Annotated in this window: 22 protein-coding genes, 1 tRNA gene and 2 pseudogenes; 7 read left to right on the top strand and 18 right to left on the bottom strand. The window is 55.0% G+C overall.

The window, feature by feature from the left end; translation table 11 throughout:
• Positions 1 to 275 (bottom strand): transposase (locus IWX87_RS01985; RefSeq protein WP_196861810.1); only part of this gene is annotated, 275 nt, incomplete at its 3' end.
• A gap of 318 nt (positions 276 to 593) precedes the next feature.
• Positions 594 to 812: pseudogene (locus IWX87_RS01980) on the bottom strand (transposase); the annotation flags it as partial.
• Positions 813 to 1,282: 470 nt separating this feature from the next.
• On the opposite strand from IWX87_RS01980, the gene IWX87_RS01975 reads away from it, so the two are divergent.
• From IWX87_RS01975 to IWX87_RS01950, 6 genes are all read left to right on the top strand, one after another.
• On the top strand, positions 1,283 to 2,614 hold the full coding sequence (locus IWX87_RS01975) for a site-specific integrase (RefSeq protein WP_196861809.1): 1,332 nt from the start codon (positions 1,283 to 1,285) through the stop codon (positions 2,612 to 2,614).
• 124 nt (positions 2,615 to 2,738) lie between these two features.
• A complete protein-coding gene (locus tag IWX87_RS19510; RefSeq protein WP_231374359.1) occupies positions 2,739 to 3,344 on the top strand; it encodes an AlpA family transcriptional regulator in 606 nt (201 codons plus the stop codon).
• Positions 3,345 to 3,356: 12 nt separating this feature from the next.
• A complete protein-coding gene (locus IWX87_RS01965; protein ID WP_196861808.1) occupies positions 3,357 to 3,860 on the top strand; it encodes a hypothetical protein in 504 nt (167 codons plus the stop codon).
• A gap of 88 nt (positions 3,861 to 3,948) precedes the next feature.
• A complete protein-coding gene (locus IWX87_RS01960; RefSeq protein ID WP_196861807.1) occupies positions 3,949 to 5,154 on the top strand; it encodes a plasmid recombination protein in 1,206 nt (401 codons plus the stop codon).
• An 11-nt stretch (positions 5,155 to 5,165) separates the two neighbouring features.
• Complete coding sequence (locus IWX87_RS01955; protein WP_196861806.1) at positions 5,166 to 5,423, top strand: hypothetical protein; 258 nt, start codon at positions 5,166 to 5,168, stop codon at positions 5,421 to 5,423.
• Between the two features lie 323 nt (positions 5,424 to 5,746).
• Positions 5,747 to 6,247, top strand: coding sequence for a hypothetical protein (locus IWX87_RS01950; RefSeq protein WP_196861805.1), 501 nt, complete (start codon positions 5,747 to 5,749; stop codon positions 6,245 to 6,247).
• Positions 6,248 to 6,475: 228 nt separating this feature from the next.
• On the opposite strand, the gene IWX87_RS01945 is transcribed toward IWX87_RS01950, so the two are convergent.
• The 10 genes from IWX87_RS01945 to thrS form a co-directional block, all read right to left on the bottom strand.
• Positions 6,476 to 7,123, bottom strand: a complete 648-nt coding sequence (locus IWX87_RS01945) for a hypothetical protein (protein ID WP_196861804.1) — start codon at positions 7,121 to 7,123, stop codon at positions 6,476 to 6,478.
• A 140-nt stretch (positions 7,124 to 7,263) separates the two neighbouring features.
• Positions 7,264 to 7,340 (bottom strand) — tRNA-Pro (locus IWX87_RS01940).
• A 34-nt stretch (positions 7,341 to 7,374) separates the two neighbouring features.
• A complete protein-coding gene (locus IWX87_RS01935) occupies positions 7,375 to 7,863 on the bottom strand; it encodes a MerR family transcriptional regulator (RefSeq protein WP_196861803.1) in 489 nt (162 codons plus the stop codon).
• 70 nt (positions 7,864 to 7,933) lie between these two features.
• Complete coding sequence (locus IWX87_RS01930; RefSeq protein WP_196861802.1) at positions 7,934 to 8,299, bottom strand: integration host factor subunit alpha; 366 nt, start codon at positions 8,297 to 8,299, stop codon at positions 7,934 to 7,936.
• Between the two features lie 48 nt (positions 8,300 to 8,347).
• Positions 8,348 to 10,774, bottom strand: coding sequence for a phenylalanine--tRNA ligase subunit beta (gene pheT, locus IWX87_RS01925; RefSeq protein WP_196861801.1), 2,427 nt, complete (start codon positions 10,772 to 10,774; stop codon positions 8,348 to 8,350).
• A 36-nt stretch (positions 10,775 to 10,810) separates the two neighbouring features.
• Positions 10,811 to 11,875: a phenylalanine--tRNA ligase subunit alpha gene (gene pheS, locus IWX87_RS01920; protein WP_196861800.1), complete on the bottom strand. Its 1,065-nt coding sequence runs from the start codon at positions 11,873 to 11,875 to the stop codon at positions 10,811 to 10,813.
• Positions 11,876 to 12,049: 174 nt separating this feature from the next.
• On the bottom strand, positions 12,050 to 12,409 hold the full coding sequence (rplT, locus tag IWX87_RS01915) for a 50S ribosomal protein L20 (RefSeq protein WP_196861799.1): 360 nt from the start codon (positions 12,407 to 12,409) through the stop codon (positions 12,050 to 12,052).
• 25 nt (positions 12,410 to 12,434) lie between these two features.
• Complete coding sequence (rpmI, locus tag IWX87_RS01910; RefSeq protein WP_011802230.1) at positions 12,435 to 12,638, bottom strand: 50S ribosomal protein L35; 204 nt, start codon at positions 12,636 to 12,638, stop codon at positions 12,435 to 12,437.
• 238 nt (positions 12,639 to 12,876) lie between these two features.
• Positions 12,877 to 13,464 (bottom strand): translation initiation factor IF-3, encoded by a 588-nt coding sequence (gene infC, locus IWX87_RS01905; RefSeq protein ID WP_196861844.1) that lies wholly within the window; start codon positions 13,462 to 13,464, stop codon positions 12,877 to 12,879.
• A gap of 83 nt (positions 13,465 to 13,547) precedes the next feature.
• The gene (gene thrS / locus IWX87_RS01900; protein WP_196861798.1) at positions 13,548 to 15,455 is read right to left on the bottom strand and encodes a threonine--tRNA ligase; all 1,908 of its coding nucleotides are present in this window, start codon (positions 15,453 to 15,455) and stop codon (positions 13,548 to 13,550) included.
• A 251-nt stretch (positions 15,456 to 15,706) separates the two neighbouring features.
• On the opposite strand from thrS, the gene IWX87_RS01895 reads away from it, so the two are divergent.
• Positions 15,707 to 16,063, top strand: a complete 357-nt coding sequence (locus tag IWX87_RS01895; protein ID WP_196861797.1) for a hypothetical protein — start codon at positions 15,707 to 15,709, stop codon at positions 16,061 to 16,063.
• 86 nt (positions 16,064 to 16,149) lie between these two features.
• On the opposite strand, the gene aceA is transcribed toward IWX87_RS01895, so the two are convergent.
• The 6 genes and pseudogenes from aceA to IWX87_RS01865 all read right to left on the bottom strand — a co-directional run bounded on the left by aceA (position 16,150) and on the right by IWX87_RS01865 (position 23,574).
• On the bottom strand, positions 16,150 to 17,469 hold the full coding sequence (gene aceA, locus IWX87_RS01890) for an isocitrate lyase (RefSeq protein WP_196861796.1): 1,320 nt from the start codon (positions 17,467 to 17,469) through the stop codon (positions 16,150 to 16,152).
• A 310-nt stretch (positions 17,470 to 17,779) separates the two neighbouring features.
• On the bottom strand, positions 17,780 to 18,616 hold the full coding sequence (locus IWX87_RS01885) for an ABC transporter permease (protein WP_196861795.1): 837 nt from the start codon (positions 18,614 to 18,616) through the stop codon (positions 17,780 to 17,782).
• 7 nt (positions 18,617 to 18,623) lie between these two features.
• A complete protein-coding gene (locus tag IWX87_RS01880; RefSeq protein WP_196861794.1) occupies positions 18,624 to 19,541 on the bottom strand; it encodes an ABC transporter permease in 918 nt (305 codons plus the stop codon).
• 17 nt (positions 19,542 to 19,558) lie between these two features.
• Entirely contained in the window at positions 19,559 to 20,659 is a 1,101-nt protein-coding gene (locus tag IWX87_RS01875; protein ID WP_196861793.1) for an ABC transporter ATP-binding protein, read from the bottom strand.
• A 226-nt stretch (positions 20,660 to 20,885) separates the two neighbouring features.
• Entirely contained in the window at positions 20,886 to 22,046 is a 1,161-nt protein-coding gene (locus IWX87_RS01870) for an extracellular solute-binding protein (RefSeq protein ID WP_196861792.1), read from the bottom strand.
• Between the two features lie 131 nt (positions 22,047 to 22,177).
• Positions 22,178 to 23,574: pseudogene (locus tag IWX87_RS01865) on the bottom strand (aspartate aminotransferase family protein).
• Positions 23,575 to 23,581 lie beyond the last annotated feature (7 nt).

Here is a 23,581-nt window from a genome sequence, read left to right as displayed (position 1 = left end):
TCTGGCGAAGTGACCTCCAGGACTTCGATCCCGGCAGCTTGAAGATGGCGCAGCAGACCAGCGCCATAAGTGCCGGTCGATTCAACCCCCACCCGCAAGACATCGCCCAATGAGCTCATCCATTGCACCATCTGCCGATAGCCTTGCCGCGTGGTGGCGAAACTCTGCGTCCCGAGGACCTGGTCACGCTCATCAACAACAGACGCGACATGAAGGTCCTTGTGGGTATCGACCCCGCCGACCACGCGCCTGCCAGTGTTTGACTTTTCTTCCATGGTTAACCTCCAGGCTTGAACAAGACAAAAAAAAACAGCTTGGCCACGACCGAATGCCTGGGAACAGGACAGTAAGGAGACAAAACCGTCAGGCCCTTCTTGGGTGACACGCATCAGCGAGGCAAAGCCCCGCTGCAAGATGCTCCTGGGCGGCCGACAGGTCCGGGGAAAGACACAGGCGGTCAGTCAGAGTGGGGGTCAAGCCACCCAGGCGCAATTCGCAGCACCAACCCCAGTTGGTCTATCGCTGTGTGAGTCAGACCGCCCAGGAACAACTGGCACTGATATTCTTACTGTCCGAGTGCACCGTCAGCTGGCCCGGAGCGATACTCTGGCGCGTGCAGATACTCCGTCGCGCGCGCCGGTATCGACTTCTACGCGCTTGATCCACTCATTGAGCGTGTGCGGCACGCAGCCAATCTTGGGGGCGATGGATTCAATGGCTGCCCACAAAGAGGGGTACTCCCCTCGATGCTCTTGCACCATCCTCACAGCACGCTCCCTGACTTCAGGTGAAAACTTGTTTGACTTCTTCATGGCTCAATCCTCTCAGAGATTTGAGCCTCCTCAAAACTCGGGGCGGTTCAATCCAGGGGCAAGGTCAAATAGGGGAACAACAACTCCCAAAACCCGATATACCCCCACTTGTTCCCCCGGACGTTCCCCTGCTTTGCTGTGCCTGTCAATGTCTTGCTTTGTACGCCGTTGCAACGTAAGACACTGATTTACCAATGAAAAAGGCCGCTAACTGTATGTCGTTAGCGGCCTCTGTCAGAATTAATGGTCAGTGTGAGAGGACTCGAACCTCCGACCCCTTGCACCCCATGCTAGAAAACTTGATTCCAGCCCCATCCAGCACGTTTTAAATAAACTAAAATTATCTTTATAAATCAATAGCTTGCAGATATTTTACATTTTCACGTAGTCCAACACAGTCCAGCAAGTTACACTGAAAGCCAGCCCTACGGTGTGGCTAAAAGTGTGGCTAAATTTGCAGGGTTTTTGATATGGCGGTGATTACGGTCAAAGAACTACAGGCTCTAGGCGCTGCCGACAACGGTCGGCGGGTCAGCATGGGGAATTCCCTTTACGGCACTGTCAGAGCCGTTTCTGATGGTGTCGTGAGTGTCTATGTCGTGTGGCGCTACAAGGTGGGGGGCAAAGTACGACAAATTCCTGTCGGCACCTGGAAAGACAAGGGTGGTCAATCCCTCCTGGCGCTGCGTGCCAAGCGGAACGAACTCGCTGCCGAACTGAAAAAAGGCTCAGACCCCATCGAGCGTAAAGCCGCCGACAAACTCAAGATCGAAATTGACAAGGTGGAAGCGCACCACCATCAGCTCGACCGGCTGGAAGAAATCGCAGAGAAAAAAGCCAGATTGACCGTCAGGGGCTTGTTTGACCTATGGCGAGGGCTATCCCTTAAACACCGCGTTGACGGCGGGACAGAAGCGCAACGGGCTTTTGAGCGTGATGTGTTTCCACTCATCGGTGATATGGCCGTGGCTGATGTGAAGAAAGCGCACGTTCAACAGATTGTTGATTCCATGATGGCGCGGGACATTGCTCGGATGACAAAACGAGTCCTGTCAGACCTGCGACAAATGTTCGGGTTCGCGCTCGACCGGGATTTTGTAGAGGCAGATCCGACCGCCCGAATCAAGAAAGCCAAGATCGGGCCGGACGGTGAACGCGACCGGGTTCTGAACGAAGCCGAATTAATTGACCTCTTTAAAAAACTGCCCTTGTCAGGGCTGGCAGCAACATCGCAATGCGCCCTCCTCCTTCAAATGGCGACCATTGCCCGCATCGGTGAAACAGTGGCCGCACGGTGGGAGAACGTAGATTTTGAGCGGCGGCTTTGGGTTCTGCCTGATACTAAAAACGGCAAGGCGCATCAAATCTGGCTCAGTGACTTTGCATTGCGTCAGTTTGAAATTCTGCGAGACATTACCGGCGCGACGGCGTGGGTTTTCCCCAACTCCAAGCTGAACGGGCCGCTTGACTCCAAGACCGTCACAAAACAGGTTGCAGACCGTCAGCGCACTGACGGGCCTATGTCGGGCCGCACAAAGCAGATTGACGCGCTACAGCTTGCAGGCGGTCACTGGCGGCCTCACGACCTGCGCCGGACGGGCGTAAGCACAATGGCCGAACTAGGCGCTTTGCCGGACGTTATCGAGAAGTGTCTGAACCACACCGAAGAAAACAAGATGAAGCGGATTTACCAGCGTGCAACCTATGAAGGGCCAATGCGTGACGCGTGGCGGCTCTGGGGAGAACGGCTCGATCTGCTGGCGAACAAGCCTGATAACGTCCGCGTACTGCGAGTAGCTTAAAAACACCATCAACTACAGTTAGGGTCTGCATTGGACAAATACGTGCTATAAAGTCGGCGCCTGGACCAACCGAACTGTATAAAAACCCATACTGGTTTTTTAGTGGTCCAGATGAAAGGCAAGAATGAAACGAGTTATTAACGTCAGGAATTTCGATAATCTGAGTATGGTTGAGCCGTTTGGTAACGGTTCTGTTCGGGAAACGTACAACGCATTGATGACCGGCACCCGTTCTGTGTATGTTGAAAGTAAAAAGTCAACGTTATCAATTACAAATGATTTGCCAGAATGCGGCGGCGGTGAATCATCGGCTGGTGTAACGGATGGTCCTGAAGTGGGAGCAAGTGATGACGATGACGGCGGCGACAGCGACGGCGAACCTGCCAGACGACTCCGAAAGGAATCAAAAAACAGAACCCTAAAAGCTGGCGCTAATTCGCGCAAGCCCCCTCACTCCTTAACGTCGGATGACGCCGGAAACAACATGACCAATTCAAATAGCGGTAAACACCGCATCGTCACCGTATCGGCTGGCGCTCTTTCAATTCTTCCCCAAAATCCAGACATAGCACTGTGGCGTCTGCCCACGGTTTTAGCGCATATCCCCGTCAGTCGGTCGGGATGGTGGCAAGGCGTCAAAACAGGCCGCTACCCTGCTCCAGTGAAGCTCTCGACTCGCTGCGTCGCATGGCGTTCTGCGGATATTCGCGCTCTTATCGCGTCCTTTTGATCGGTCAGCATCATGACCAATATCAAAAACGGCACGACGCCGGGAAAAGTCACGCCCAATAAAAAAGCCGCCGGGGGCATTCAATCCACCACGGCGACCAATTCAGTCTCGCACACTGATTCTACCGGCTCACACCCGGCGCAACTTCACCTCGACCTCGACGTTAGGCACGCAGCTGCTCCACCGACTGCTCGACAACCAGCACGCCGAATCTCGACCAGCGCGACCCTGCCAAACGACAAGCCAGTAACCAAGCTTGAAACCATACTGCTGCAATTCGTGATGGGTCGCAACATGAACAGGTTTGAGGCTGAACATCATCACGACCACTGCCTTCACTCGACAGTTAGCACGCTGCAAAACGATTACGGCATCCTAATCGCCCGCCAAAGCGAAACCGTCTCATGCTTGCGCGGTCGGTCAAAGGTGCGGTGTATGCGTTATTGGCTCGATACTACCCCCCCCAACATCACGGCGGCGCGGGCGCTGCTATCCATGTTGGAGACACGCGCATGAGCCGCCTAAATGCGCTTTTCTTGATGGCCTGGTGCGCTGCTCCGTCAACGTGGTTTAAATCGCTCTGGCGACGTTTAACGGGGTCGGCATGAGCGAAGAACTGTTCTTCGCCGTCAAGACCATCGGCCTTTCAAAACGCATGAAGCGCAAGCCGCAAACGTTGCTTCAGGCTGACAAACACAACCGGCGCGAAACCCAGAAGGAGCGCGGCTCTCGCAGCCACATCGACCCGGCGCGCAGCCATTTAAACCGGCGCATCGCTGGACCCGCGCTGTCGGCCGACGTGGTGGCGCTGGCGCAGGCGCGCATGGCGGGCGCGGGCTACAAACCCTTTCGCCACGACTACACGCAGGCGTATGAGGCGCTGTTCTCCCTGCCTGCCGGAACGAGCATCGACACCGCCGTTTATTTCGCACAGTGCCTGCAATGGGCAATTGCTCAGTTCGGACTCGACAACATCCTGAGCGCCGACGAGCACCACGACGAGGGTGCGCCGCATCTTCACATCCTGGTGCTGCCGATGGCTGGCGTTCGATACCTTGGAACCAAGCTGATTGACCGGGTTCGGCTGGCGGGCCTGCGCGATTCGTTCGCAGAGCTGGCGCTATCGTTCGGACTGAAAGAGCCGACCCGACGATTGCACGGCGCAATGAAGGAGGTGACGGCGCGCATGGTGCTGGCGCACCTTGAATCGACGCAGGACGCGATTTTGAAGAGCGTTATGTGGTTCACAGCCAAGCAGGACATTGAACGCAACCCAGGTCGATATGCGGCTGCGCTGGGTCTGGTGCTGCCTGTAGTGGCCGCACCAGTGAAGAAGGTCAAGACGCTGGCCGAACTGGTCGTAAGCAGGGGCAGGAGTCCACGGTACGAGCGCGCTGAGAAACCTATTGGTTTTGGTGGCGGCTCAGTGGCTGGGCTGGCTGACGACGTTGTGAAACCTATTGGTTTTGGAAACGACCTCGAAAAGATCGAAACCATAGCTCTGATGGTTTCCGCGCCAAAACCGCCTTCACCACCACCAGCTCGACCACCAGCGATTGAACTGCCTGATCCTCAAATGGAGGAGGAGCGTCAAGTGGAGCACGACCTGGACAACGTGAGCGAAGTGGAGCACTTCCTGGACGCGGTGCGGGACCGCGATGACGACCACGACCCGGCGCTGTACGACCCCGACACGGGCGAATTCTTCAAGCGACCACCTGCTGCTCGACGACGCCGGCAAGCGGCTGACGGCTGGGTGAAGTCGGCATTGATGACAAAGACGGCCGGCGCTGCTGCCGCACGACCATGAAAGACACGAACATGCCTCTCCTTCGCAGAACCTGCTCGACCTGCTGCGCGTTCAACCCTGCGCCGGAGGGTGACGACCCGGGCTGTTTGAACCTGACTTCAATCATCGAGCAATACCGCACGCCGAAAGAGTTTCACCGCGAGCCATTGCCGAACGACTACTGCGACAGCCACCAGACGCACGAGGAGGACAGCGCTGAAGATGCCGCCATTGCTGTGTTCTGGATGACGTTGGGCATCGAGCCGCGGCTGGGCCGGAGTGCCGACTAAGCCGGTTTCCACGAATGGTTTCCACGAATGGTTTCCACGATGGTTTCCACGATGGTTGCCAGCCAAACATGACTTTTCAGGGCGGTGGAAACCTGAGGTTGGACGCGAATTAATACAGCAGTACGCACACGCGCGAGGCTGGGCTGATGACGGGGCGGAAAACCTAACAAAACCTAACATTCGGCTGCTCGAAAAACTCACGTTGCAGGCCGGTTAAACAAACGAATTCGTTTTCTGTGAAGGACTGATTGATGGGAACAGGCGGCACACGGTGCGGGGCAGGACGGCCCGGGCAGCGACTGAAAGCAGAGCACACGCTGAAAGTGGATCTCCGGAGCTGGCGCAAGCTCGGCTATCTGGTCAACGGTCATTCATTCGCATGGCAATGGTCACGCGGCGGGGAGGTGACGGGCAATATCGGCGTATCGGTGCGCGCCGATTCCATCCGGCTGGGGTACGCTGCGAACGGCCAGGACGCATCGCAGACCATCCGGACGACCACGACACCCTGCCGCTACGGTGGCGCGAGAACGTGGTTTCAGTGCCCATGCTGCGGTGGGCGCTCCGTGGTGCTGTTCCTGCGCGTCGGGCGCTTTGCCTGCCGCCAGTGTCAGAAGGTCTCCTACTCATCGCAAAGCGGCTCGGCGCATGACCGGGCGCTTACCCGCTACCACCAACTCCACGCGCTGATCGAGGCCGGCAAACCGAAGTGGCAACGCTGGACGACCTTCGAGCGGCTGGAAGATCGTTTCGAGCGCGTCAATGAACAGGTCAACCGCTCGTTGATGACGTTCATTCAACGCTTGCAGGCGGGCCGGTGTTGACCCGGTAGGGGGTGAAAACTTCAGAGCCTGGGCGGAATGGGACACCCCAGTAGAAGCCACGCGCAGAAAATACCTCCCGTTTGAATCAATTCAAAATCCAGCAAAAGCCGATTCGATTCCTCGACAGGGAATTGAATAACGGCCTGCAACCCGCATGGATGCTGGATTTTTACAGATGAGCTTTGAAAAGTACCGCCAAAAGTACCGACAAAAAGAAAAGTGTTCTGTCTACTTGGTGGGCAAAGCAACTTCGGGATCGAGTACCCAAGGACCAGGAACCGGCGTCTCCTCGAATTCCAGTGGCCCCTCTTTTGGATCAAGCACCCCTAGAGCGACGACTTTTCCCTTTTCCAAGGTAAAGAAAAGCTGATATTTCAAATAGCTCAGAGTTCGTCGTGTTTTGTCTTTATTCACCGATACATGATCAGGGGCACCGAACTTATTTTCAATGTCTACTTGAGTTGAGTAGTAAGAAATTCCTTGAAGTGATGGAAGAGACGACATGTTGCCATCCCATGCTAAAGCTGTGACGCTCCTAACTTTTGAGTTTCTGAAGGCGACAACATGAAAAATTTCACCGCTATTACCGTAGAGCCAGTGCTCTCCTCCGTCACCACTTGGCTTGCCTTTGAGAAAAACCAACTCATCGACAGATATTCCCGGCTTAATTCCCCACAATGCTTGCTCGACTTGAGGTCTTTCAGATAGATAACTGAGCGCTGCCAGCCATAAGCCGAATCCAACAATTGGCACCACAACCACCACAACAGTCCATTTTGCAAGTCGCTTCCAATTCCACCGATCTTTTGTTACTGAGTACAGGCCAATTAGCCCAAGAACGAGAAAGCCATAAAAAATTCCTTCACCCGTAGTCATGCTGTCGTCCCTGATTTTTTGAACTCGCTGTACAGGCCAGCATCGCAAGCGGTGTGGCTAAAGGTGTGGCTAAATTTGCATTACACACCGCACAAAACAAAAAGACTTAGCCCCTTTCGAAGCTAAGTCTTTGATTCATATGGTCGGTGTGAAAGGATTCGAACCTTCGACCCCTTGCACCCCATGCAAGTGCGCTACCAGGCTGCGCCACACACCGATTAAGTAAAATTATACCCTTACAAATACTGCCATCAATTGATCGAATCAAGCAGATCGCGAATGCTGATCAACTCGTAACGAATCGAACAAAGGAATCTCTCCGTAACAGTTGAATCTGAAGGCATTGCGTTGTCAATCGGAATATTTTCAGCCTTGGCTGCATTTTGCGATAAGTTGCGAAGAGAACAGTTGTCATTTTTCTGCGCTAGCAACTTCAATGAAAGAGACCCTAAATCCTTGCCAAAATCCTGTCCAGATGCAGTCATCATCATTTCTTGCAGTTTGTTGCGGGCACCAACGATGGTGAATCCCTGCTCATATAACAACTGGCGTATTTGGCGAATCAATTCGACCTCATGAAGTTGGTAGTAACGGCGATTACCGCGTCTTTTCATAGGCCGCAATTGTGTAAATTCCTGCTCCCAATAACGAAGCACATGTGGCTTCACTCCGCACAGCTTACTGACTTCGCTGATCGTAAAATAGCGCTTTTCAGGAATAGGAAGAGAAGAATACTGCAATTAATTCAATGCCCTTCGAAAGATTCCTCGAATCTACCTCAACTTGCACAGCATGGCAAAGTGAATCAGATCACGCAATATTATCTGCAGCAAAAACGGTCTCAATTTCCGTGTCGCCGATAGCTATTTCCTGGATTTGGTCCTTGAGCTTGTGACTGGCGTGAAAGGTCACCACCCGCCTTGATGCAATGGGAATTGCTTCGCCCGTTCGCGGGTTACGCCCCGGCCTGGGCGCCTTGGTGCGTATTTGAAAGTTGCCAAAACCCGATATCTTCACATCATTGCCATCAATCAGACATTCTGAAATAAGTTCAAAAAATGCATCGATCATTTCCTTGGACTCGCGCTTGTTGAGCCCTATCTGCTCAAACAGCAACTCAGCCAGATGCGCTTTGGTCAGCGCTGGTGTCTCCAGGCTTTCAACAGAAAATTCCATGGGCATCTTTCTGGCTATTGTTGGCTTGAAATCGTTTTTATTGAAGACTTAAGCGCGCAGGCGGGCTTGGAACCGGGAATGCAGCATTGCCACAACGTTCTGAACCGCTGCATCAATCGACTCTTCAGTCAAAGTGGCCGCATCGCTTGAAAGGACTAAACGCACTGCCAGACTTTTTTCACCCAGTTGGACATTCAGGTTGGCTTGCTGCGGTCGGTACACATCAAACAAGGTCGCCTTCTTGAGTAAGCCTTGCGTTTCGGCATTATGAATTGCAGACATGAGCCCTTCATGGCTAACACTTTCCTGCACGATCACAGCAATATCCCGCTCGACAGGCTGAAACTTGCTGACAGCCTTGAAAACCGGCACATGACGCCGCAGAACAGCATCGAGTTCCAGTTCAAACAGCAGGGGCGCCTGTGAGAACTCGTAACCTTGTCGCCACTGCGGATGCAGTTCACCAACAAAGCCAATCTTTCTTCCAGCAACAGATACGCTGGCGCACCGTCCCGGATGCATGGCAGGATGGGATGCAGGTGTAAAAACAGGTTGAAGCGGTGCCAGCAAGGCTTCAACATCTCCCTTAACATCGAAAAAATCGACACTTTTATCAGCCTGTCTCCAATGCAGCGCAGCTCGTGGGCCATAGGACAGCCCCGCAACCCGCATGGGCTGGTTAAATCCAGAAACGGTTGTATCTGTATCTTGTCTTTGCGGGTCGCGCAGAAACACCCTGCCCACTTCAAAGACATTGACACGCGAGGCCTTACGGTCCAGGTTGAACTTGAGCACCTGCAGCAACGATCCCAACAGCGACGAGCGCATGACGCTCATGTGGCTGGCAATCGGGTTGAGCAGTTTGATGGGATTGAGATTGCCCGCCAGTTCGTTTTCCCAGCGCGTCTCGACAAAGCTGTAATTGATGGTTTCCTGGTAACCCAGCAAAGCTAGGGCACGTTGTACGGCAAACGGACTGCGTTCAGTTTCAGAACGAAGTCGAGGAGTGATAGGGGCGAGCGGCGGCGTTTGCGGCAACTGCTCATAACCAACAATGCGCACCACCTCTTCAATCAGGTCTTCCTCTATTTGCAGGTCGAAACGATAGCTTGGTGGCGTCACGGTCAACGTGCCATCGCCTGCTTTGACATCCAGTCCCAGGCGCACCAGTGCATCTTGACATTGCGCCTGCGTGAGCGGCATGCCAATGACCTTGGCTGCACGCGCCACGCGCATGGTGACCGGCACAGCCTTGGGAAGGTTGACCTTAAGGTCGTCAACCGGCCCGCAGACCGTCTCTGGCGTTCCGCAAATGTCGAGGATGAGTTTAGTGATGCGTTCTAAATGATCCACGGTTTTTCCGGCGTCGACGCCGCGCTCGAAACGGTGGCCGGCATCGGTGGAGAAGTTGTAGCGGCGTGATCGCCCTGCAATTGCCTTGGGCCACCAAAATGCAGCTTCAACATATACATTTTTCGTGTCATCAGACACTGCAGTGGCATCGCCTCCCATGATGCCAGCCAGCGATTCAACCTGATGGTCATCGGCAATTACGCCAACCCGTTCATCGACCGCGACGGTACTGCCGTTTAGCAGCGTGAGTGTCTCCCCTTGCTTTCCCCAGCGAACATCCAGCCCGCCTTGAATCTTGTCAAGGTCAAAGATATGGCTGGGTCGGCCCAATTCAAACATCACATAATTGGAAATGTCCACCAGCGCCGTCACGCTGCGCTGGCCGCAGCGCGCCAAGCGGTCAATCATCCATGATGGTGTCACCGCTTGCGGATTCACGTTGCGTACTATACGGCCTGAAAAGCGCCCACACAGGTCGGGCGCGCTTACCTTGACAGCCAATGTGTCTTGATTGCCAACCCGGACTGCAGGAAAAGACAGCGTTTTCAAGGCAGCACCCGTCAGTGCTGCAACTTCACGGGCCACCCCGTAGATGCTCAGGCAGTGCGCCAAATTGGGCGTTAGCTTGAGAGTGAACAAGGTGTCATCCAGCTTGAGATGCACTCGGATATCTTGCCCCACTGGCGCATAAGAGGCCAGTTCCAAAAGGCCGCCATGGTCCTCTGAAAGCTTTAGTTCCCGTGCCGAGCACAGCATGCCTTCGCTCTCCACACCTCGCAGTTTGCCAATTTTGATCGGGAAAGGTTTGCCATCTTCGCCAGGAGGCAATTCAGCCCCTACCAGTGCGCAAGGCACCTTGATACCGACTCGTGCATTGGGCGCTCCGCAGACGATGGTGAGCAATTTGTCTTGACCCACATCAACCTGACACACGCGCAGGCGGTCGGCATTGGGATGCTGCATAGCTTCCATGATTTCACCGACCACGATGAGATTGAACGGAGGTGCAAACGGCTTGAGCTCTTCAACTTCAAGTCCTGCCATGGTCAGGGTTTCAGCGAGTTGCTCAGTGCTGATGGGTGGGTTGCAAAATTCGCGTAACCAGGATTCTGGAAATTGCATGGTGTGGCCTTGTTCTTTCGTTTGCTGTTCTTGTTGTTATGACTGGAACTGCGACAGGAAGCGGATGTCGCCATCAAAGAAGAGGCGCAAGTCATTGACGCCGTAGCGCAGCATGGTCAACCTGTCCGGCCCCATGCCAAATGCAAAACCGATGTACTTTTCTGGATCGAGTCCCATGTTGCGCACCACATTTGGGTGCACCTGTCCCGAACCTGCCACTTCTAGCCATTGACCCGACAGCGGCCCCGACTGGAACTGAATGTCAATTTCTGCGCTTGGCTCGGTGAACGGGAAAAAACTGGGGCGAAAGCGGAGCACCAGATCGTTGCTCTCAAAAAAGGTGCGGCAAAAATACGTGAACACATACTTCAAGTCCTTGAAACTCACGTTCTCGCCAATCCACAGCCCTTCGCACTGGTGGAACATCGGCGAATGTGTCGCATCGCTGTCAACGCGGTAAGTACGGCCCGGGGCAATCACACGAATTTCAGGCATGCGGCCACCAGCGTCGATTAACGCCCGGTGTTTTTTGACATGCTGGACGGCATAGCGGATCTGCATTGGGCTGGTATGGGTACGCAGCAAATTAGGCGCATTTTCCGTACCGCCCTCGACATAAAAAGTGTCATGCATCGATCGCGCAGGATGGTCTTCTGGTGTGTTGAGCGCTGTAAAGTTAAACCAGTCGGTTTCAATCTCAGGGCCCTGCGCTACATCAAAACCCATGGAGCCGAAGATGTCTTCAATCCGCTCCAGCGTAAGCGATACAGGGTGCAAGCCGCCCTGCACACGCTGGCAGCCGGGTAGGGTTACATCAAGCGCTTCGGCTTTTAACTGCTTTTCGAGCTCTGCTTTCGCAAGCGCCTGGCGCCGCTCATTCAAAGCGGTTTCGATCGCTTGTTTGGCAAGATTGACGGCAGCACCGCGGGATTTTTTCTCTTCCACCGAAAGCTGCGCCATACCCTTCATGAATTCGGTGATGCGGCCTGATTTACCAAGAAATTGTGCTTTGGCATTTTCCAGATCCGCAGGCGTTGCAGACTGGGAAAAATTGGTTTTGGCAGTAGCGATCAGTTCATTGAGGATATCGGCGTCGTTCATAAGTTCTCTTGTACGGGTGCAGGAAGAAACACATCAGCGTTATTTTTGGTCATATGACCATGACGAAGACGCTACACAAAAGGCCATGAAAAAAGGGCCAGAGCCTTTTCAAGCTCCAGCCCTCTATTTTCCTACGCAAGTAGCTATTTATTTAATAGCGTACTTTCCTGAAAATCAGGCGGCCAGCTTGGCTTTGGCCTGCTCGACGATAGCGCCAAAAGCAGCACTGTCATGGATCGCCATGTCGGACAGAACCTTGCGGTCAATCTCGATGCCGGCTTTTTTCAGGCCATTGGCGAACTGGCTGTAAGTCAGTCCAAATGAACGACTTGCGGCATTAATACGGGCAATCCACAGACGGCGGAAAACACGTTTTTTGTTGCGACGGTCACGGTAGGCGTATTGCCCGGCCTTCATTACCGCTTCTTTAGCGATCCGGAAGACATTACCGCGGCGACCGCGAAAACCTTTTGCAAGGGCTAAAACTTTTTTGTGGCGGGCGCGAGCCGTTACACCACGTTTGACGCGAGGCATATATTACTCCTTGTTCGTCGTTAAATTAAATGCCACGGCCTGGCAGCATCTGTGCCATATGACCCATATTGGTCTCATGAACAGCTACCGAACCACGCAATTGGCGTTTGTTTTTGGTGGTCTTCTTGGTCAGAATGTGACGTTTGAAGGCTTGGCCACGCTTGACGGTACCACCTGGGCGAACGCGGAAACGCTTCTTAGCGCCGCTTTTGGTCTTCATTTTGGGCATGTATATGCTCCTTTTCGTTTGTGCTCGTGAGGCGCTGCGAAACTTTCGCAAACTTGATGGCCCCGAGCCACTTGTAATGGCAAGATTTGACAATTGCCATTGGCGCAACGGCTTTTGTTCCGTCACTTTCGAAAGCCCGGTTAAGACCTAAGCTCACAGGAACATCGTTCAGATGCACCTTTGTTATTTTTAGGAAGCCTTCTTACTGAAACCGGCAACCCTGCTTATCTGTCAGTACTCACGCGACCTCTGCCGATACCTTGGAAGCAACTTTTTTTCGTCCTGGGGCAATCATCATGACCATCTGCCGGCCTTCAAGCTTTGGAAACTGCTCCACCAAAATCAAATCCGCCAATTCGTCACGAATTCGTGCCAGCAAGGCCAAACCCAGTTCTTGGTGCGTAATTTCTCGACCACGAAAGCGCAGCGTAATCTTGCATTTATCGCCATCATCTAGAAAACGCTTGATGTTGCGTATCTTGATGTTGTAGTCGCCGTCATCGGTGCCTGGCCGGAACTTAACTTCCTTGACTTCGATGACTTTTTGTTTGGACTTGGCCTCTGCAGCTTTTTTCTGTTCAGCGTACTTGAATTTTCCGTAATCCATCAACCTACAAACAGGCGGCATGGCAGTAGGAGAAATCTCAACCAAATCCACGTCCGCTTCACCGGCCAGACGCAACGCCTCCATCAGACTCACGACGCCCAAAGGTTCGTTGTCTGGCCCGGAAAGGCGTACTTCAGGGGCCATGATTTCACGGTTCAAGCGGTGCTTGCGTTCTTCACGGTGACGGCGGTCACGAAATTCTGTAGCGATGGTGGGAATCCTTCAATATTTGCTATAAAAGCTATAGCTGCTTACATATACCCATCAAGGGAATTAGACTTTATTCAAAAAATTTATTAGGATCAGGCTTTTTGTGCAATGTCGGAGGCAATTTGTTGGACAAACGCATCGAGGGACATTACGCCAAGGTCTTTATTGCCCCGGGCACGCACTGAAACTGCGCCTACGGCCATTTCCTTGTCACCTATAACTAGGATGTAAGGCTGCTTCTGCAATGAATGTTCACGTATTTTATACGTAATTTTCTCATTACGTAAGTCAAGGTTGACCCTAGTACCATGATTTTGCAGCGTTTTAGCAACGTGTTTTGCATAATCAGCTTGGGAATCGGTAATGGTCAGCACAGAAACTTGCTCTGGCGCCAACCATGTGGGAAGTGCGCCGGCATGTTCTTCGATCAAAATTCCGATGAATCGCTCCAGGCTCCCAACAATCGCCCTGTGCAGCATGACAGGCCGATGGCGCGCACCATCTTCTCCGACATATTCTGCATCCAGCCGCTCGGGCATCGAGAAATCGACCTGGATCGTGCCGCACTGCCACTGCCGGCCAATGGCATCTTTCAGTGTGTATTCGATCTTTGGACCGTAAAACGCACCCTCGCCCGGCGAAACCTCAAACTCGCAGCCTGAGGCGCGCAGACTTTCGATCAGTGCGGCCTCGGCCTTGTCCCAGCTTTCATCGGAGCCAATACGGGCATCGGGCCGCGTTGCAACTTTATAAATAATGTTTTTGAAGCCAAAGTCGGTATAGACCTTTTGCAACAGCGTCGTGTAATCGACGCACTCTTTCAGAATCTGTTCTTCGGTGCAAAAGATGTGGCCGTCGTCCTGAGTGAAGCCGCGCACCCGCATGATGCCGTGCAGGCCACCGGTTGGCTCGTTGCGGTGGCACTGCCCAAATTCACCATAGCGCAATGGCAAATCGCGGTAGCTTTTGATGCCCTGCTTGAATATGAGAATGTGGCCAGGGCAGTTCATTGGCTTGAGAGCGAAATCACGCTTTTCGCTCTCGGTCGTGAACATGTTGTCGCGGTATTTGTCCCAGTGGCCAGTTTTTTCCCACAACGTCTTGTCCAGGAGTTGCGGCCCTTTAACCTCCTGGTAGCCGTTGTCCTGATAGACCTTGCGCATGTATTGCTCTACGCCCTGCCAAACCGTCCAGCCCTTGGGATGCCAGAACACCAAGCCTGGCGAATGGTCGTCAATATGGAACAGATCCAGTTCCTTGCCCAGTTTGCGGTGATCGCGCTTGTCTGCTTCTTCGAGCATCGTCAAATACTGTTGCAACTCGTCTTTGGTGGCCCAAGCCGTGCCATAAATACGTTGCAGCATCTCGTTGCGGTGATCGCCGCGCCAATAGGCACCGGCCACCTTCATGAGCTTGAAAAATTTGAGCTTGCCTGTGCTGGGCACGTGGGGACCGCGGCACAGGTCTTCAAACGCGCCTTCGCTGTAAAGCGACACATCCTGATCGGCCGGGATGCTGGCAATGATTTCGGCCTTGTAATGCTCACCCAGGCTTTTAAAATATTCCACCGCCTCATCGCGCGGCAACACGCGGCGCGTAATCGGCTCGTCAATAGCCGCCAGCGCTGTCATGCGCTTTTCAATCGCCAGCAAATCTTCGGGGGTAAATGGACGCTTGTAGGCAAAATCGTAGTAGAACCCGTTTTCAATTACCGGACCAATGGTGACCTGCGCTTCTGGAAACAAGTCCTTGACGGCATAAGCCAGCAAGTGAGCCGCGCTGTGGCGTATCAGTTCTAGGCCGTCAGCGTCTTTGGCGGTGACGATGGCCAGTGCGCTGTTTTTTTCAATCAGAAAACTGGTGTCGACCAACTTACCGTCAACCTTGCCGCCCAGGGCCGCTTTGGCCAAGCCGGTGCCGATAGACGCAGCCACGTCGGCCACGGTCAGTGCGTGGGCAAAGTCGCGGTGGGAACCATCGGGAAGCGTTATCTGGATCATGGCAAAGGGCAAAAAATGGGAGGGGAAAATGAGATGCAACGGATTTACGGCGATTGCAAATCGTTGCCGGATCGACAACACTGAATGATCGATTCTAACTGGCCGCCCTGATCTTCCGGCAATAACAAACGTCTTGTAAAACTCCGGTAAAGAAGCGCTGGCTGGTTTGCCGTGCGTCGGCCAGCCCACACAAAGGCGCGTTGATCAAAGCGCGCCTCAAGCGCTTTGAGTTGATCAAACCCAGGAAATACATGACGAATTCAAGACCGATTTTTCGTATCGTTGTCGTTTGCGCGATAGCCACACTGACACTGTCGGCGTGCGTGGTGGCGCCGCACCCTCGCACAGTTTACGTCCAGCCAGCGGCAGTGCAGCCCGAGATCGTGGTGGGCGTCGCACCGCCGCCGCCTTATGTCGAAATCATTCCAGTGGTGCCGTTTGCAGGCGCTGTCTGGATAGGTGGCTACTGGGGCTGGTCAGGCGGACGTCACCAATGGGTACCAGGGCGCTACGACTACGCACGGCCCGGTTATCGCTGGCAAGCCCACCAGTGGAGCCCGGGCTTGCACGGCAACTGGTACCTGCGAGGCGGCGGCTGGATTCGATAAACGTTAAAAAAGGCCAGGACGAAAGTCGCTGGCCTTTTTGAAGGGGATGACTTGGAAGCCCCGCTTGGGGTCTTCGTCTCAGACGATCAGTGGAACTGCTCTTCTTCGGTCGAGCCGGTCAGCGCGGTCACACTGGACTTGCCGCCCTGAATCACGGTGGTCACTTCGTCGAAATAGCCGGTGCCGACTTCCTGCTGGTGCGACACAAAAGTGTAGCCGCGGCTGCGGGCTGCGAATTCGGGCTCTTGCACCTTCTCGATATAAGCTGTCATTCCGCGCGCCACGTAGTCCTGCGCCAAGTCGAACATGTTGTACCACATGGAATGGATGCCAGCCAGCGTGATGAACTGGTACTTGTAGCCCATGGCGCCGAGTTCTTTCTGGAACTTGGCAATGGTCGCGTCGTCCAGGTTCTTCTTCCAGTTGAACGAAGGGGAGCAGTTGTAGGCCAGCATCTTGCCGGGGTGCACCGCATGCACGGCATCGGCGAATTTCTTGGCAAACTCGAGGTCGGGCGTACCGGTTTCGCACCACACCAGATCGGCGTAATGAGCGTAGGCCACAGCGCGGGAAATCGCCTGATCCATGCCTTTTTTGGTTTTGTAGAAACCTTCAGCGGTGCGCTCGCCGGTGATGAAGGGCTTGTCGTTTTCATCGTAGTCGCTGGTCAGCAAGTCGGCGGCTTCGGCATCGGTACGGGCAATCACCAAGGTAGGCACGCCGCAAACGTCAGCAGCCATGCGGGCAGCGATCAGCTTCTGACAGGCTTCTGCCGTAGGCACCAGCACTTTTCCGCCCATATGGCCACATTTCTTGACGGAAGCAAGTTGGTCTTCAAAGTGGACGCCGGCCGCACCGGAGTTGATCATGGCTTTCATCAGCTCGAACGCGTTCAGCACGCCACCGAAACCTGCTTCGGCATCGGCCACGATGGGCGCGAAGTTGTCGATGTAGCCGGCGTCGCCTGCGTCAATCCCCTTGGAATGCTGGATTTCGTCGGCACGGCGGAAGGTGTTGTTGATGCGCTCGACCACTTTTGGCACCGAGTCCACTGGGTACAGCGACTGGTCAGGGTACATGGCGGCATAACCGTTGTTGTCGGCGGCAACTTGCCAGCCTGACAAATAAATGGCTTTGACGCCGGCTTTCACCTGTTGCATCGCCTGACCGCCGGTCAGCGCGCCGAGGCAGTTAACGTAAGGCTCGTTGTTCACCAGACCCCAGAGCTTTTCAGCGCCACGGCGAGCCAGCGTATGCTCGATTGGGAATGAGCCGCGAAGGCGAACCACGTCGGCTGCGCTGTAGCCGCGCTTGATGCCTTTCCAGCGTGGATTGGTTGCCCAGTCTTTTTCAAGGGCGGCAATTTGCTGTTCGCGACTGAGTTGTTCGGTAAAGCTTTGTGGCATGGTGAACTCCATTAGTAGAAAAAAATAAGTGGGTTTATTCTAAGTCTTCTACAAGACTTAAACACAATCTTATGTCTTATATAAGACTATATATTTCTTTAAAAATCAACTACTTAGATTTGTATTTCACTATACGAAATTTAGTTCTTCATTGCGCAAATTAATCACAAGCAGCTTTTGCCTTTATTTCGTCTTGTGATAAAAACTTTTGCCTTGTGAAAAAATTAAACTCGGGTTGACGACATCCAAGCTATCAGTTGAGCCACGAATTAGACCTATGACAGGTCTAAACAGTATTTGACTCAATGAATTAGGTCCGGTTGGCAGCGGCAATTTCGCGTTCGCGCTGCCGGGTTTTCCGCGCCACCCAGACGCTGTAGCTGACGATGACCACTGTCACAGTGGCAATCAGCAGTGTCGCGGCCGCATAGATGGTCGGGTTAATGCCGCGTCGCGCATAGCCAAAGATCACTTGCGGCAGCGTGTTGACGCCGGGACCGGATAAAAATTCGGCAATCACCACATCATCGAAAGACAGGGTGAAAGACAGCAGAAAAGCCGCCAGCACGGCCTGGAAGATATTCGGCAGCGTGATGAGGAAAAAAACCTGATGCGGCCGTGCGCCCAGGTTCATGGCAGCTTCTTCAATCGAGCGGTCCATTTCCAGCAGTCTTGACTGGACGACCACCATGGCATACGCCATGCCCAGCAGCGTATGGCCCAGGACAATGGTGAGCATGCCGCGCTGCGGCCATCCCAGAAAATTTTGCGCACCGACCATCAACAGGAGCAGCGACAGGCCAATGACCACTTCCGGCATGACCAGCGGTGCGTTGACCATGCCGGAGAAGGTGGTACGGCCTGGAAAACGGCGATACCGCACCAGGACAAAAGCGCAAAACGTGCCCAGCGTGGCAGAAAGCAGGCCGGACACCAAGGCGATTTTCAGCGAAAGCCAGAAGCCGTCGACGATCTTGGTATCGCGCGTCAATGCCTCATACCAGCGCAGCGAAAACCCGGTGAATTCCGCATCTTGGCGGGTGCTGTTGAACGAAAAGACGACCATGAAAATCAGCGGCAGGTACAAGAACAGGTAAACCAGTGCCAGCCACAGCTTGCCGAAGTGCTTTTCCATCATGCTTTTCATGGCCGGGTTACTTCCCTGGCTCGGCCGCATCGCCGGTGTAATGGTAGTAAATCGCCAATGGCACGACGATCAGACCGATCATGACCACCGCGAGCGCCGTCGCCCGTGGCCAGTTGTTGCCGGTGAACATTTCATCCCAGACCACGCGTCCGATCATGATGTTTTCAGGCCCGCCCAGCAGCGAAGGAATCACGAACTCGCCCACGCATGGAATGAACACCAGCATAAAGCCGGCGACGATGCCAGCCCGAGACAGCGGCACAGTGACCAGCCAGAAGGACTTGAACGGCGAAGCGCCCAGGTCATAAGCCGCTTCCAGCAATCGGAAATCCATCTTCACCAGATTGGCATAAAGGGGCAGCACCATGAAAGGCAGGTAGACGTAGGTCATGCCTACCATCATGGACACATCGGTGTAGAGAAGCTGGAGGGGTTCAGCCGTCAATCCCAGCGCCATGAGCGCCCGGTTGAACACGCCCTGGTCAGCCAGGATGCCTTTCCAGGCATAGACGCGCAGCAGGAACGAGGTCCAGAATGGAAGCATCACCATCATCAACAAAGCAGGCCTCACGCTTGACGGCGATCGCGCAATGAAATAGGCGAACGGGTAGCCGATAACCAGGCACAGCACGGCGGTGCACAGCGCATACCAGAGCGATCGCAAATAAGCCTCGACGTAAAGCGTCTGGAACAGCGCGCCACCTTCGCTGCTGCGAAAAATCGACCCGTAGTTCTCGTACTTGAGCTTGAGCAGGCCGGATTGCGAATCCCACAGAGGCTTGAACGGATTGATGTCGTTGCCCATGTCGACAAAGCTGATGTACAGCAGGATGAGGAAGGGCAGGAAGAAAAAAACGATCAGCCACAGATAAGGCACGCCGATCACGAAGCGTTTGCCGGGCATGGGAAAGCGTGAAGCGGCCATGGCGTTGGTGGGCTCCTTTAATCGCGCAGCACAATGCCGGCGCGGTCGTCCCACCAGAAAAACACCTTGTCTTCCCATGTGATGTTGCTCAGGTCCTGCCGCGAGGTATTGGCTTCGGTGATGCGCACCCGGGAGCCGTCGACTGCCACGACGATGTAGGTGTTGTAAGAGCCAAAGTAGGCAATTTCCTGGACTTTTCCGGTGAAGACATTGCGGTCCACATCGGGGCGCTGCTTGCTGATTTCGATTTTCTCGGGCCGCACGGCAATGGCCAGTGGCATGTTCCATGAGCCGCTCACGCCGTGGCCGACCTGGATTTCACCGATACCGGTGATGGCGGCGCAGCGGTCTGTCTCGTCCACGCTGAGGCGGCCTTCAAACATATTCACATTGCCAATAAAGTCTGCAACAAAGCGGTTGGCCGGATGCTCGTACACCTCTTCGGGCGTGCCCACCTGCAACACCCTGCCCTTGCTCATGACGGCGATGCGGCCCGCCATGGTCATGGCTTCTTCCTGGTCGTGGGTCACCATCACGCAGGTCACGCCGACTTTCTCGATGATGTTGACGAGTTCGAACTGGGTCTGTTCGCGCAGCTTCTTGTCCAGCGCGCCCAGTGGTTCATCAAGCAACAAAAGCTTGGGCCGCTTGGCCAGGCTGCGGGCCAACGCCACCCGCTGCTGCTGGCCACCGGAGAGCTGGTGCGGCTTGCGTTTGGCAAACGCGCCAAGTTGCACCAGATCCAGCATTTCGCCTACCCGCTGCTGAATGTCGGCCTTGGGCAGGCCTTCGCGCTTGAGGCCGAAAGCAACGTTTTCCCAGGTATCGAGGTGCGGAAACAAGGCATACGACTGGAACATCATGTTGATGGGACGGTCATAGGGCTGCAGCCCGGCCACGTCCTCGCCACCCAACAGGATACGGCCCGAGGTGGGCTTCTCAAAGCCCGCCAGCATGCGAAGCAAAGTGGATTTACCGCAGCCTGAACTGCCCAGCAACGCGAAAATCTCGCCACGGTTCACCGACAGCGACACCTCGTCGACCGCCAGCGCCTCGTCAAAGCGCTTGACCAGTTTCTCGGTGACCAGGTAGCCCGCTTTTCCATCGTTTTCTGCCATGCATCCGTTCCTGCGTTTTTTTGTACTTCGGAATCCACAGCCTCATTGATCTGACTGAAAAACTCAATTTCATCATCAAAAAGGCTATTTCCGCAATACCAGCAAACCTAACCAGCTATTGATTCAGTAGCGTGATGCCGCTGGTTGCTTGCCGCACCACCATCAACACTGAAAGCAGGGCCAATGGCATGTCCCAAGTGCTGATGTCAGGCACGGGAAATTGACGTCACCGGCCTTTTTTGACGCTGTTGTAGGCGTTGGCCAGGGCTTCACGGGCTTCGTTGGTGAAACTGCTGGGCGCGATCATCTTGCTGAAGTACGCGGGCTCGACAAAGATGGTCTTGTTGCCTGAAATCTCCGGCTTGATCTGGGCAATCGCTGCCTTGTTGGCGGTGGGATAGTTCATCGTGTTGGTCACCGACGCAGCGTTTTCGGGACGCAGGTAGAAATTGATGAAAGCCTGGGCGTTGTTTGGATGCCTGGCGTCCTTGGTCAGGGCCATCGTGTCGGCGAAAAGCAATGCGCCGGTGCTCGGCAGCAGGGCTTCAATGACGTCCTTCGAGCCGTTTTCCCTGGCGCGGTTGGCGGCGATGTTGATGTCGCCCGACCAGCCGATGACCGCGCACGCTTTGGCGCCGGCCACATCATCGATCATGGTGGCGCTGAACAGGCGCACGTCCTTGCGAACCTTGAACAGCATTTCGGCGGCTGCCTTGAAGTCGGCAGGGTTGTTCGAATAGGCGTCCTTGCCGATGTAGTGCAGCGCCGCCGGAATGATTTCGGTGGGTGAATCCAGGTAGGCAATGCCGCAGGATTTGAGCTTGGCGGTGTATTTGGGGTCAAACACCAGGTCCCAGGCGTTTTCCGGCATGGGCATGCCGGCCAGCGCCTTGTCCACCCTGGTCTTGTTGATGCCCACGGTGGTGAAGCCCCAGGCCCAGGGCACCAGGTACTTGTTGCCTGGATCGGCCTTGGTCAGGGTGTCCATGATGGCCGGCTCCAGATTGGCAAGGTTGGGAATCTTGGCCTTGTCCAGCGGCTGCAGCAGCCCGCCTTCTATCTGCGACTTGGCAAACACGGTACCCGGCACAACGATGTCATAACCGGTGTTGCCAGCCACCAGCTTGGCATGCAGGGCTTCATTGGTTTCAAAGGTGTCGTAATTGACCTTGATGCCGGTTTCCTTTTCAAAGGCGGCTGTCATGCCTTCGGGAATGTAGTCAGGCCAGTTGTAGATATTGAGCACCTTCTCCTCGGCATTGACCGGTAGCGCCGGGGCTGCAGCCACAGCCGCAGGCGCGGGAACAACCGCCACCGGTTCTTCTTTTTTGCCGCAAGCGGCCAGCAAAAGCGCTGAAATGGCGGTCACCAGTACAAGTTTTTTCATGGGGGGGATGGGCTCCGGAGAAAGGTAAACAACGAACAAATTGCCAGTTCAAAAAATGGCCAGAATACACACCGTAGGCAATGCAATATCCGGACCTGCTGGAGCCCGACGAACTGCAGTATTTATTTTATTCAATCCATCTGGCCGGCAGCTTGTAAATCAACCAGGGTGGCGTCCAGGCAACGGCGGATCAGCGTCATCATCTCGTCGATTTGTTCGTGCGTCATCACCAGCGGCGGCGCAATGATCATGCGGTCGCCCACGGCGCGCATGATCAGCCCCAGCCGGAAGCAGTGGCCGCGGCACAGCATGCCCACGCCCAGTTCGGGGTCGAACGCTTCATGCATTGCCTTGTTTTTGCTCAACACCAGACCGCCCATGAAGCCGCACGTCTCGGCCAGCCCCACCAGCGGGTGCTCGCCCAGTTCGGCAAAGCGTTTGGCCAGGTAAGGCCCAATGTCGTCCTTCACGCGCCCGGGCAGGTTTTCCTTTTCCATGACGTCCAGGTTGGCCAGGGCCACGGCACAGGCCACCGGATGGCCGCTGTAGGTGTAGCCGTGGTTGAATTCTCCACCCTGCTCGATCAGCACCTCGGCGACCCGGTTGCCCACCATCACGCCGCCCAGCGGGATGTAGCCGCTGGTCACACCCTTGGCAAACGTCACCAGATCGGGCCGATAGCCGAATTTTTCGTAGGCAAACCAGTGGCCCACGCGGCCGAAAGCGCAGATCACCTCGTCGCTGATCAGCAAAATGCCGTACTTGTCAACAATGCGCTGGATCTCGGGCCAGTAGCTGTCGGGTGGAATGATCACGCCGCGGCACCCTGCACCGGCTCGGCGATGAACGCCGCCACCTTGTCCGCACCCAGCGCCAGGATTTTGTCTTCCAGCCAGCCGGCGGCGCGCAGGCCGAATTCGGCGGGGGTCTCGCCAGGCTGGCCCATCTCGTAAAAGTACGGCTGCCCGATGTGGGTGATGTTGGGAATCGGCAGGTCGCCTTGTGCATGCATGCTGGACATGCCGCCCAGCGAGGCACCGGCCATGGTGCTGCCGTGGTAGCCGTTGATCCGGCCAATAATGATTTTGCGCTCCGGCTGGCCCAGCAGATCCCAGTAACGGCGCACCATGCGCACGTTCGAGTCGTTGCTTTCAGAGCCGCTGCTGGAATAAAACACGTGCTTGAAGCTGCGGCCGCCCACCTCGGGCGCCAGCGCTGAAAGCCGGGCCGCCAGCTGCACGGCGGGCACATTGGTGGTCTGGAAAAAGCTGTTGTAGTAAGGCAGCGTCATCATCTGCCGGTAGGCGGCGGTTGCCAGTTCTTCGCGGCCATAGCCCACATTGACGCACCACAGGCCGCTCATGGCATCGAGTAGCTTGTGGCCATCGGAATCCCAGACGTAGATGTTCTCGGCCCGGGTAATGACCCGCGCGCCGTGCGCCGCCATGTCCTTGAAGTCGGTGAAGGGGTGCAGGAAATGTTCGCGGTCCAGGGACTGGATCAGGGCGGTGTCGACAGGCGTGTTCATGGTGGAT

The organism is Polaromonas sp. CG_9.7 (genome assembly GCF_015752205.1).
Classification (GTDB): Bacteria; Pseudomonadota; Gammaproteobacteria; order Burkholderiales; family Burkholderiaceae_C; genus Polaromonas.
The sequence above is the reverse complement of the archived record's forward strand: the minus strand, read 5'-3'. Positions and strand labels throughout refer to the sequence as shown.

Coding starts and splice junctions, on each gene's coding strand:
- thrS (WP_196861798.1), bottom strand. CDS start 15,455: ATGATCCAGATAACGCTTCCCGATGGTTCCCACCGCGACTTTGCCCAC.
- IWX87_RS19510 (WP_231374359.1), top strand. CDS start 2,739: ATGAAACGAGTTATTAACGTCAGGAATTTCGATAATCTGAGTATGGTT.
- IWX87_RS01880 (WP_196861794.1), bottom strand. CDS start 19,541: ATGGCCGCTTCACGCTTTCCCATGCCCGGCAAACGCTTCGTGATCGGC.
- IWX87_RS01965 (WP_196861808.1), top strand. CDS start 3,357: ATGACCAATATCAAAAACGGCACGACGCCGGGAAAAGTCACGCCCAAT.
- IWX87_RS01895 (WP_196861797.1), top strand. CDS start 15,707: ATGACGAATTCAAGACCGATTTTTCGTATCGTTGTCGTTTGCGCGATA.
- rpmI (WP_011802230.1), bottom strand. CDS start 12,638: ATGCCCAAAATGAAGACCAAAAGCGGCGCTAAGAAGCGTTTCCGCGTT.
- IWX87_RS01930 (WP_196861802.1), bottom strand. CDS start 8,299: ATGGAATTTTCTGTTGAAAGCCTGGAGACACCAGCGCTGACCAAAGCG.
- pheT (WP_196861801.1), bottom strand. CDS start 10,774: ATGCAATTTCCAGAATCCTGGTTACGCGAATTTTGCAACCCACCCATC.
- IWX87_RS01875 (WP_196861793.1), bottom strand. CDS start 20,659: ATGGCAGAAAACGATGGAAAAGCGGGCTACCTGGTCACCGAGAAACTG.
- rplT (WP_196861799.1), bottom strand. CDS start 12,409: ATGCCTCGCGTCAAACGTGGTGTAACGGCTCGCGCCCGCCACAAAAAA.
- IWX87_RS01885 (WP_196861795.1), bottom strand. CDS start 18,616: ATGAAAAGCATGATGGAAAAGCACTTCGGCAAGCTGTGGCTGGCACTG.
- IWX87_RS01960 (WP_196861807.1), top strand. CDS start 3,949: ATGAGCGAAGAACTGTTCTTCGCCGTCAAGACCATCGGCCTTTCAAAA.
- IWX87_RS01945 (WP_196861804.1), bottom strand. CDS start 7,123: ATGACTACGGGTGAAGGAATTTTTTATGGCTTTCTCGTTCTTGGGCTA.
- IWX87_RS01955 (WP_196861806.1), top strand. CDS start 5,166: ATGCCTCTCCTTCGCAGAACCTGCTCGACCTGCTGCGCGTTCAACCCT.
- pheS (WP_196861800.1), bottom strand. CDS start 11,875: ATGAACGACGCCGATATCCTCAATGAACTGATCGCTACTGCCAAAACC.
- aceA (WP_196861796.1), bottom strand. CDS start 17,469: ATGCCACAAAGCTTTACCGAACAACTCAGTCGCGAACAGCAAATTGCC.
- IWX87_RS01975 (WP_196861809.1), top strand. CDS start 1,283: ATGGCGGTGATTACGGTCAAAGAACTACAGGCTCTAGGCGCTGCCGAC.
- IWX87_RS01870 (WP_196861792.1), bottom strand. CDS start 22,046: ATGAAAAAACTTGTACTGGTGACCGCCATTTCAGCGCTTTTGCTGGCC.